The following is a 10,944-nucleotide window of genomic DNA, read 5'->3' on the forward strand; positions in this document are numbered from 1 at the left end:
GGAAAAACAAATTAACAATAGCTGTAAATTCACAAAAAACAAACCGACGCATCAACGAATTGACGAATCAACAAAAAACACAACCATGGCAAAACAAATCATTTCAACACCAAACGCGCCCGCTCCTATTGGACCGTACAATCAAGCAATACTTATAAACGGAACCTTATATACTTCTGGTCAAATTGCGATTGATCCAAAAACGGGAGAACTTGTAATGGATTCTATCGAAATAGAAACCAAGCAAGTCATGGAAAACATGAAAGCGGTGTTAGCTGCGGCTGATATGACTTTTGAAAATGTAGTAAAAACGTCTATTTTCATTAAGAATATGAACGATTTCACAAAAATAAACGCGGTATACAGTCAATACTTTAATGAAGCAACTGCGCCAGCACGTGAAACCGTAGAAGTTGGAAACTTACCAAAATATGTAAACGTAGAAATTTCTATGATTGCTATTGAAGGTGCTTAATATCTTTTTTTGTAATTTTTATCGAAATCAATCACCAACTGATGAAAATAAACACCAAATTCGCTCCTATTACACAGGAAAACATTGAAGAAATTAGCAAGCAACTCAAAGGAATTCTTTCAGATGATGAAATCAATGATATCAAAACGTATATAAAACCATATACACAATTCACAGAAAGTCAGCTCGATGATATCTTTTTACTCGTAAAAGTTACGATTCAAGGAAATGGAAAAATAGCAAGTCTCACTCCTAGCTGTTCTGTAAATCAACAAGATTGGCATCGTTATGAAGATGAAGCGGATATTAGAATTGATCCTGTATCAATTCCGTTCAAAACTGTATTTCCACAAATGCCCATAGAAGTTTCGGGCACGACAAGCTTTTTTGCAGTAATTGAAGCAGAAGGAAATATTTGGGATGCTTGCAAAGACTTACCTGAATGGATTTGGAATGAACACAAATTCGATTTTGCACTGTGGTTTACAGCAATTACCGAAAATGGAAAAGAATATGAAGGAAACGCATCTGGCGATTATGCACAGCAATTGATTACATTTTAAAATACACAAAGCGAACTAATTAGCTCGCTTTGGTATGTTAATAAATTAGGTGTACTATTTTTCTATTCTCCATCTACCACTACAACAAATACAATGTCCCGCTGGATGCATAAATGGATGACTTGAAGGACAGGTTTCTGTGTTCACAATAATCTGAACGCCTTGGCAAGTAGCGCTGTAATTACCAAATCCGCCTTTAAAATTTTGTTGTGCTTGTTTAGAAAGCTGTTTTACTCCTTGAATGTTTTTAATTTGCTTTAACATAATAACTTTTTTTGATTCATATATTACATAAAAATAAACTCTTTTTAAAGAAAAGTATTACGGTTTTGCCTTAAAAAGACAGAAAAAACTTATTTACATACTTACTTTAACTACTTTAATAATCCGCTAACTCTAAACATTTTTTTGTAATTTTAACAAAATCCCAACCTGTGAAGAAAGCCGCAAAAATCATTGGAGTTATATTGCTTATTATCCTTATTGTAGGATTCATTTTTTATAGAACATTACTCCCAACCTACAATGGAAGTTTTGATATTGAAAACCTTCAAGAAGAAGTTACTGTTCATTATGACGATTATGGAATTCCCCATATTTACGCTGAAAATGAACTAGATGCATTTACAGCTTTAGGTTTTGTACATGCGCAAGATCGTTTGTGGCAAATGGAATTGATGCGTAGAATTGCACCTGCACGATTATCGGAAGTATTTGGAGAAGCCACGATTGATACAGATCGCTTTTTTGCCGCCACAAGAATTGATGAAGCTTCAAAAGCAACTGTAGCTGCATTAGACAAAAACTCAAAGAGTTATATTTTGGCGCAAGCGTATGTTGACGGAATAAATCAGTTTTTAGAACATGGCGCAACGCCAATTGAATTTTACTTAACTGGAATTGACAAAACAGCGTTTACCATAAAAGACATTCATAACATCTTTGGTTATATGGCGTTTAGCTTTGCCATGGCGCACAAAACAGATCCGTTATTAACGAGTATTCAGCAAAAATTAGGCAACGAATACTTAACAGATTTAGGCGTACACGTAGATCCAAATACAACACTTTTACAAAATTATCCTGCAAAAGATACTACCAAAGTTAAAAATACACTAATTGCTGCTGTTGATAAAGCCCTAAAACCGTTACCTATTCCACAATTTATCGGAAGTAATAGTTGGGTTTTGGCACCACAAAAAACTGCGACAGGAAAGGTTCTTTTTGCGAATGATCCACATATTGGATTTTCGCAACCTTCCGTTTGGTATGAAGCGCATGTACATACGCCAACATACGAAATGTATGGCTATCACTTGGCCGGAACGCCGTTTCCTTTATTAGGTCACAACCGAAATATTGCGTATGGAATGACGATGTTTGAAAATGATGACATCGATTTTTATTGGGAAGAAGAAAATGCTATTGTAAAAGAAATTACAAAAACGATAAAAGTAAAAGATGCTGACGATGTTACTGTTTCTGTAAAAACAACCAAACACGGACCTGTTTTAAACGGAATTGCGGATGGAGTCAATTTTGAACAACCTGTTGCCATGTCGTGGGTGTATACACAACGAAAAAATCAATTGTTAGATGCTTGTTACACAATGTCGCACGCTACAAATCAGGAAGAATTTGAACAATCTTTAGGTAAAATTCACGCGCCAGGTTTAAATTTAATGTATGGTGATGCCGAGGATAATATTGGTTGGTATGCGGTTGGACAATTGATTGAACGACCTGCACATGTAAACTCTAAATTGATTTTAGATGGAATTTCTGGAAATGATGAACCCATTCGTTTTATGGATGCTTCCGAAAACCCAAGCGCAACCAATCCGCCATGGAATTATGTGTATTCTGCCAACAATCAACCCGATAGTATCAACGGAAGTTTGTATCCTGGCTATTATTTACCCGAAAATAGAGCAAAACGCATTGTAGAATTGGTAGAGGCGAATGACAAATGGACAAAAGCTGATATTATGGAAATGACGCTCGATGTAACGTCAAAAGTACATGCAGAGACCATTCAGCACGTACTAAATGTAATTGCAGATGCTGATTTTTCTGCGAAAGAGAAAGAAGTAATTACCGTGCTCAAAAACTGGAATGGTGATAATCAATTAACAGATAACGCACCTACAATTTACCATCGATTTATCTATCAATATTTAAAAAATACATTTACCGATGAGCTTGATACAGCAACTTTTGAAATGCTGATTAAAACACATATTTCCAAACGTTTTATGGCGCCATTACTGTATAAAGAATCTGTTTGGTTTGATGATATTTCTACCGAAAAAACAGAAACACGAAAAGATATTCTACTGAAATCATTCAAAGAAACAGTCGCAAAATTAGAAGCGCAATTAGGGAATACTATTTCGGATTGGACATGGAATAAAGTGCACACCGTAGAACATCCGCATCCAATTGGAAAAGTAGAAATGCTACGATCGTACTTTAATGTAGGTCCGTACGAAGCACCTGGAACGGGAGAAGTAATTAATAATTTAGGATTTCATTACGATGAATCTGGAGAATATAAAGTGTATTTTGGACCTTCTACACGACGTGTTATTGATTTTTCGGATGTAGAAAATAGTATGAGTATTTTGCCAACAGGACAATCTGGAAATCCGTTTAGTGAACATTATGACGATCAGGCAGAAATGTACATACAAGGGAAATTTAGAAAGATGCTTCTTAATACAGAAGAAATTAAGAAAACGGCTAAAAACACCTTGATTTTAAATTAAAATAGAATTCAGTTTTACTTTTATAAGATAAGTCAGACAAAAAGAACACATTTTTTTTTGATACTTTAGCAAGACCATTACGCAAACCTTATGGAATACAACTACTCCGAAATTGTACAAGCTCAGAAAGACTTTTTTAAAAGTAGGCAAACGTATGATCTTAACTATCGAAAGAAAACGTTGAAAAAGCTTTTAAAAGAAGTTAAAAAACGTGAAACAGCTATTTGCGATGCGTTGTATGCTGATTTTAAGAAACCCGTTTTTGAATCGGTACTGACGGAAACAAGTATTGTAATTTCTGAATTGAAATTGGCGATTAAGAAATTAAAATCTTGGTCAAAACCAACACGAGTTTGGCCAGCTTTACTAAATTTTCCTTCCAAAGATCGTATTCATTCAGAACCCTACGGAACAACGTTGATTATTGCACCTTGGAATTATCCGTATCAATTGGCAGTAGCGCCTTTAATTGGTGCAGTAGCTGCTGGAAATACGGTAGTTTTAAAACCTTCTGAGTTAACTCCGCATACTTCGCAAATTTTAGAAGAAATTATTACTGCTGTTTTTAACGAAAACCATGTAAAAGTGGTACAAGGCGGCGTGTCAATTTCACAAGAATTACTGGCAGAACGTTGGGATTATATTTTCTTTACAGGAAGTGTCAATGTTGGAAAAATTATTGCCAAAGCAGCCGCGCCAAATTTAACACCAGTTACGTTGGAACTTGGCGGAAAAAACCCGTGTATTGTAGATATTCATTCCGATTTTAAATTGACTGCAAAGCGAATTGTTTGGGGAAAATTTTTGAATGCAGGACAAACCTGTATTGCACCCGATTATTTGATTGTACAAGCGCAAGCAAAGTTTGACTTTATAAAAGCATTGATTGCTGAGATTGAAGCTGCTTATGGAACAAATCCGCAAGCATCAGCCGATTATCCAAGAATCATTAATGAAAAGAATTTTCAGCGCTTGGCAACGATGTTAAAAGATGAAAAAGTTCTGTATGGCGGCGTTACAGATGCAGACGACTTGTACATTGCGCCGACTATTTTGGATGAACCTTCTTTGGATAGTGATGCAATGCGCGATGAAATTTTTGGCCCTATTTTACCGATTCAAGTCTATTCGTCCTTAGAAGATATCAGTACTATTATTGCGCATTACGAAAAACCGTTGGCTTTGTATGTGTTTTCAAAAGATAAGAAATTTGCCAAACGTATGATAACCCGTTATTCCTTTGGTGGCGGTGCTATCAATGATACCGTAACACACTTTGTAAATCACAGAATGCCTTTTGGTGGTGTTGGTAATAGTGGAATGGGTTCATATCACGGAAAAGGAAGTTTTGATACATTCTCACATAAAAAATCAATTACCAATAAAAAAACTTGGTTAGACATTCCTGTTCGATATGCGCCATATAAAGGAAAGTTGAGAATTTTAAAGACTTTTTTGAAATATTTCTAAAATATTTTCTGATTTTTTTAGTTTAAAATTAAGATTTCAGCAAGTCTATTTTTATATATTGTACTGTAATTTTTGATCTTGAATCCGATATCATTTTTGAATGAAACAATCACTACCATTCTTTTATTTCTTCCTTTTTTTCTGCTGTATACTTTCGGCACAAGAAGAAAATTTTCAAATTCCTGATAGTTTAATCAACAAAACTAACAACGAGCTTATTAGTTTGATTAAAGAACATAGATATTCAGCTCCTGATACTGCCCAAATCTACACAGAAGTCTATCATAAAAAAGCCATCACTAAGAAAAATACATTCGCGATTATTGACAGCTATTTCTATTTTGCTTTTATTGCTGATGTACAAGGGAATTACTCTGAATCAGTTACGCTTTTAAACAAAGGAATTTCACGGGCAAAAACTGACAAAGACAGTATTCTCATTAAACTTTATAATTTAAAAGGAAAAGCGCACGGACAATACGGAAATTATGCTGATGCAGCTGCTGCTTTTAACACTGCACTTCAAATTTCTGAAAAATATAAGCAACGAAGAGGAGAAATCATTGCCAAAATCAATATTGCGTTGCTAAAAATGGAGACGAAACAGTATCATGAATCGATGAAAACATACAAAAAAATGTTTCGCCTTTCTGAAGATACAACTATTATCAGTAAAAATTCTAGAAATAGTATCATCATAGGAATCGTTGATAATTTTTTAAGAACAGAACAACTTGATTCTGCTCGGTTCTATCTAGATTTAGGCTTAAAAGAAAGTATAGATAATAAAGATAAAGAATCATTAACTTATCTCTATCCGTTTGATGCGCTATACTATTACCATAAAGGTGATATTTCCAAATCACTAAAAATATTAGAAAAAGCCAAAGAAGCTATTTTAGAATTACAAGAACAAGACAATAGAAATATTCAAGTTTACTATTATATGGCACAATGCCATTTTGCTTTGAAAGAATATGAAGCTGCAATTCGCAATATTGAAAATGCTTTTGATATTATTCAAACTGAAAATGATAAAAAAGCGATATCCAATTCTGAGAAAGGTCAGTTTATTCCATACGAATATCTGTATATGATTGAAACATTAATGTATTGTTACGAAAAATTAGGTGATAAGGAAAAAAGAGACGACTACTACGCAAAATATTATCCTTTAAAACTAGAGAGTCTTGAAAAAGATGTTCGCATTCATCAATTAATTTTCAATTTTCAACAAGCGTCACAAATTGAATTCATTAAAAAAATGAGTCAAAAAGAAGGTGTTGCTCAAAAAAAAGTAAAATACCTGTATTATATCCTAGCATTATTGCTAACAGGAATAATAATTAGCTATATTTTTTACAGAAGAAAAGAACAAAAAAAGCAAATTGCTTACAAAGCACTTATTGAGAAAATTTCCATTTTAGAAACCAAAAACGATCCTCTAAAAGAGCCAAAAGACGGCACTTCTAAGAAAACCTTAAGTATTACTGACGAAAAGGCACAAGCAATTTTAAAAGGCCTAGAAAAGTTTGAAACACAGGAGTTGTATTTAGATTCTAATTGTAATCTTCGTTTTGTAGCAAAGAAAGTAAAAACAAACGCTACGTACTTATCAAAAATTGTTAATGAACAAAAGGAAATAAGCTTTACCGATTATATTAATAATCTTCGCATTCAATATACCTTGAAGCGTTTGAAATCGGATTCACTTTTTAGAGCCTATTCCATCAAGTCAATCTCAGAAGAAGTTGGCTATAAAAGTGCTGATTCTTTTACCAAGCACTTTAAAAAACAAACCTCATTGTATCCTTCCTATTACATTAGAAAATTAAATCAGGAAGAAGTATAATTACTACCCTATTTTGTTTAGAATAGGGTTCATTTTCTATGAAAAATGCAGAATCTACGGTATGTTTGAGTATTCATTCACATGTCGAATAAAATAAATACACATCACAAAAAAATTCATTATGAAGAAAATTTCAAACAAAAATTTACGATTAAATAAAATCAATGTATCAAAATTAGGAGCACTTTTAGGAGGAAATCCAACAAAGAATCCTAACAATACAGATGACTGCCCGCAAGAAACAGAAGAAATAACTTGTACGACTTCAAGATATACAGTTGATTTTAGTAGCAATGGTGATCATTGCTAGATTAATTCAAAGCTAAATTCGAATTATTTTAAAACCAAGGAAAGCAATTTCTTTGGTTTTTTTATGCGCTAAGCTTTTCCATTAATAGACTTTAAAAAACGTTTTTTGTAACACTTCTATCGACTTTATATTTTTCTATTCAAGATCAATTACAATCACATAAAGTGTATAGAAACAGAAGAGAATTAAGCTATTTACAATGCTATTTTTTTAAGAAAATTGCATCACATAACAAACACAGCTCATAACTTTCATGCTTGAACCCTTTTTCGTTTAATTTAGGGTAATTTTATTTTATATAATTCTTCCAATCGCAGTATTTACAATCAATTCCAGAAGACTTTGTTTTTTGCTTGATCATTGTTTTAAAGCTTAAAAATTGAAGTCCCAATTCGTTTAATTTGGGTTTCTCTTCCTTTTTTTTCATCAAAAACCCTTGTACTATTGTTCTCAGATCGATCGTATTGTGGGAAAGCCAAACACTAAAAAAACAGGCACATTACATTAACATTTATTTACTTAATTATGAAAAAAAAGAAAATCTCAGGATTGTCATTAGGAAAAAGAACCGTTTCTTCTTTAAAAACTACGAGTTTAACTGGAGGAACAGGAACGTATTTTGGTTGCTTTACCTTTGCGCCACCTTGTGTGAGCGCAACTGAGCCACCAGAAGATGATTCTTTTTTCTGTACGCCGCCGCCAACAGGAACAAATCCACCGCCACCACCAAACCCAACAAACATAACTTGCGGATATAGTTGTATTCCAACTGATTGCGGAACAAGTAATCCAAGATAGTTGGTAGTATAAAATTCACTTCATGAATATTATTTTAGGTTAAACTGAAAAGGGAATACAATACTAAGTATTCCCTTTTTTTGTTCGTTGTAATATGCGTAAGTTTGTATATGACCTCAGAAAAAACAGTAACCGAAGCTATACAATACAGACGCTCTGTACGCGTTTTTGACAAAGACATTGAAATTGATACCAAAAAGGTAAAAAACTGCATAAAAAACGCTGTATTAGCGCCTACGAGTAGTAATTTACAGTTATGGGAGTTTTATCATGTGACAGATGAAACGGTTTTAAAAGAACTAACAACAGCTTGCTTGGGACAAAATGCTGCAAAAACGGCCAAACAATTAGTCGTTGTTGTAGCACGAAAAGATAAATGGAAACAACGCGCTAAAGCTAATGTTGGTTTTTTAAAAAGTTTGTATGGTGATAAGCCAAAAGACGAATATTCACGAAGAGAAAAGTTTGCTCTAAATTATTATCAAAAGTTGATTCCGCCCATTTATGCCGAGTTTTTAGGGCTGTATGGATGGTTGAAATATGCGGTTTTTAATTGCATCGGATTGTTTCGACCTGTGTACAGACAAGTCCGTTTGAGCGATTTGCGAATTGTAGCACACAAAAGCGCTGGTTTGGCAGCACAAAACTTCATGATTAGTATGGCTGGAATTGGGTATGACACTTGCCCGATGGAAGGAAGTGATACACTGCGTGTAAAAAAGATTTTAAAATTACCGCGTGGTGCTGAAATCAATATGATTATTGGTTGTGGCGTTCGTAGTGAAAACGGAATCTATGGCCCACAATTTAGAGTTCCTTTTGAAAGTACGTATACGGAAGTTTAGTTGCTGGTTGCTGGTTAAAAACGTACAACCTTTATACTAAACTGATACACTTTTTAAAAACTTTAACTTGTTTTTTGTTTACACTGAGTCTATCAAAGTTCTGATTAACCCGTTGTGTATTTTGAATTCAAAAGTATAACGAAGCGTCATTTCGAGTGATTTAGAAATACGAAAAATCGTATCGAGAACTGTTTAGTACAAAATATTCTATTCTCGATACAAATTTGACTCATTTTCAATCGTAAAACTCACAAAAGGTTGATTACTATAAAAGTATAAATTTTCAGAGTTTTTTAAAGATACGAGCGAAGCGATCCACATTTCGGCTCCGCTCAATGTTCGTATATTTCCAAAAGCACTCGCGCTGAGCTTGTCGAAGTGAAATAATCTAACAGGCAAAGCCGATACTAAAAATACTAAGATCGAAGCAAGTCTTACTTACTATTCACCAAGTTGTTACGAATTGCATACAATACCAAGCCAATTCTGCTTTTTACCTTAAAATGTTTGAATAAAGATTCGCGATAGCCATCAATAGTTTTGGGACTCAAACACATTTCTTGTGCTATTTCCTTGTATGTCATTTCCGTACACGCCAACTTCAAAAAGGTAAACTCTGTGTCTTTCAACGGTTTTCCATTGACTACTTCTTTTTCGTCATTTCCGTGAAGCGAATTCAGTAACGTAGTTGCCACACGTTCCGAATAGTATATTCCGTTTGAAATGACTTCATTTAAAGCTTTGTAAAATATTTCTGGATGAATGTCTTTCAGTAAATATCCTTTCGCGCCTAAGCGCAACATTTTAATAATAGTTTCTTCATGGTCGTCCATAGAAAGTGCCAATACTTGAATGCTTGGTCGATTTTCTTTAATCCATTCCATCGTTTCAAAGCCATTCATTACTGGCATATTAATATCAAGTAGGATAATATCTGGGACATTTTCGGATTCTAATAATTTCTTAATCAGTTCACTTCCATTCTTTACATGGTATAAAACCTCAAACTCATCAAATGCATTGACCAATCCTTGCAGCGATTGCGCAAAAAGCAAATGGTCATCTACAATTACAACTGAATGTTTTTTCATTATTTTTATTTATAGGGATAGGATAAAGTTAAGGAAACTCCTTTATTTTTTGCAGATTTCATACTAAATTCTGCATTTATAATGGCTGCACGACTTTTCATGTTGATTAATCCTGAGCCTTTTTCTATTTCTCCTTCTTCAAAACCAACACCATCGTCTTGTGCTAAAATAATCAATCGGTCGGCTTCAAAATTTAAGGTTACTTCCAAACTTTTTGCTTTGGAATGTTTGATGGCATTTGAGAAAAATTCTTGTAAAATACGGAACAAAATAATTTCTTCTTTGATATCTAATGAGCGTTCTTTCCCAAAAGTACGCAATGTTGCTACTAGGAAATTTAATTTATTAAATCGGTCTAGCTCTACTTCTATCGACTTAATAAGTCCCATGTTTTGAATAATCTCAGTATTCATTGTTTTAGAAAGCAGTCGAATTTCTTGCAGACTTTTTCCAACAATTTCACTAATATCGTCTAATTTCTCTTTGTTTTCTTCGGTAAGTTGTGTTCCTAATATATTGATATGCATACGAGCTACTGACAATAATTGCCCAATATTATCATGCAATTCCCAACTCATATTCTGCAAAGCTTGCTCTTGTATTTCAATTTGCGATTTGGCAATTTCTTCCATGTATCGCTTTTCGGCTTCTTTCTTTTCAAGAATAAACTTCAGTTTACGCTTTTGAAAGAAAACAAATAATATAATAACGGTTATTAACAAAATAAGCAACACCATAGATGTTGCTGCAACAAGCATTTGTATTTCTTGAT

Annotated in this window: 11 protein-coding genes; 8 read left to right on the forward strand and 3 right to left on the reverse strand. The window is 33.7% G+C overall.

Features of this window, described 5'->3' with window-relative positions; translation table 11 throughout:
- Nucleotides 1-85 precede the first annotated feature (85 nt).
- Nucleotides 86-475 (forward strand): Rid family detoxifying hydrolase, encoded by a 390-nt coding sequence (locus tag AB8B65_RS17200; protein ID WP_405302515.1) that lies wholly within the window; start codon nt 86-88, stop codon nt 473-475.
- 41 nt (nt 476-516) lie between these two features.
- Nucleotides 517-1,038 (forward strand): hypothetical protein, encoded by a 522-nt coding sequence (locus AB8B65_RS17205; RefSeq protein ID WP_405302516.1) that lies wholly within the window; start codon nt 517-519, stop codon nt 1,036-1,038.
- 54 nt (nt 1,039-1,092) lie between these two features.
- On the opposite strand, the gene AB8B65_RS17210 is transcribed toward AB8B65_RS17205, so the two are convergent.
- Nucleotides 1,093-1,302: a hypothetical protein gene (locus tag AB8B65_RS17210; RefSeq protein WP_405302517.1), complete on the reverse strand. Its 210-nt coding sequence runs from the start codon at nt 1,300-1,302 to the stop codon at nt 1,093-1,095.
- A gap of 170 nt (nt 1,303-1,472) precedes the next feature.
- On the opposite strand from AB8B65_RS17210, the gene AB8B65_RS17215 reads away from it, so the two are divergent.
- The 6 genes from AB8B65_RS17215 to AB8B65_RS17240 all read left to right on the forward strand — a co-directional run bounded on the left by AB8B65_RS17215 (nt 1,473) and on the right by AB8B65_RS17240 (nt 9,081).
- The gene (locus tag AB8B65_RS17215) at nt 1,473-3,806 is read left to right on the forward strand and encodes a penicillin acylase family protein (protein ID WP_405302519.1); all 2,334 of its coding nucleotides are present in this window, start codon (nt 1,473-1,475) and stop codon (nt 3,804-3,806) included.
- A gap of 90 nt (nt 3,807-3,896) precedes the next feature.
- Nucleotides 3,897-5,276 carry an aldehyde dehydrogenase gene (locus AB8B65_RS17220; RefSeq protein ID WP_405302520.1) on the forward strand — a complete coding sequence of 460 codons (1,380 nt, stop codon included), beginning with the start codon at nt 3,897-3,899 and terminating at the stop codon, nt 5,274-5,276.
- Nucleotides 5,277-5,376: 100 nt separating this feature from the next.
- Nucleotides 5,377-7,128 (forward strand): helix-turn-helix domain-containing protein, encoded by a 1,752-nt coding sequence (locus tag AB8B65_RS17225; RefSeq protein WP_405302521.1) that lies wholly within the window; start codon nt 5,377-5,379, stop codon nt 7,126-7,128.
- A gap of 121 nt (nt 7,129-7,249) precedes the next feature.
- Entirely contained in the window at nt 7,250-7,438 is a 189-nt protein-coding gene (locus AB8B65_RS17230) for a hypothetical protein (protein WP_405302522.1), read from the forward strand.
- A gap of 525 nt (nt 7,439-7,963) precedes the next feature.
- Entirely contained in the window at nt 7,964-8,236 is a 273-nt protein-coding gene (locus tag AB8B65_RS17235; RefSeq protein ID WP_405302523.1) for a hypothetical protein, read from the forward strand.
- Between the two features lie 110 nt (nt 8,237-8,346).
- On the forward strand, nt 8,347-9,081 hold the full coding sequence (locus AB8B65_RS17240) for a nitroreductase family protein (RefSeq protein WP_405302524.1): 735 nt from the start codon (nt 8,347-8,349) through the stop codon (nt 9,079-9,081).
- A 434-nt stretch (nt 9,082-9,515) separates the two neighbouring features.
- Here AB8B65_RS17240 and AB8B65_RS17245 read toward each other — a convergent pair whose 3' ends face one another.
- The gene (locus tag AB8B65_RS17245; RefSeq protein WP_405302525.1) at nt 9,516-10,172 is read right to left on the reverse strand and encodes a response regulator; all 657 of its coding nucleotides are present in this window, start codon (nt 10,170-10,172) and stop codon (nt 9,516-9,518) included.
- Nucleotides 10,173-10,177: 5 nt separating this feature from the next.
- The coding region (locus AB8B65_RS17250; RefSeq protein ID WP_405302526.1) for a sensor histidine kinase at nt 10,178-10,944 on the reverse strand (767 nt) is incomplete at its 5' end.

Origin of the sequence: Kordia sp. (genome assembly GCF_045105435.1) — a bacterium.
GTDB lineage: Bacteria > Bacteroidota > Bacteroidia > Flavobacteriales > Flavobacteriaceae > Kordia.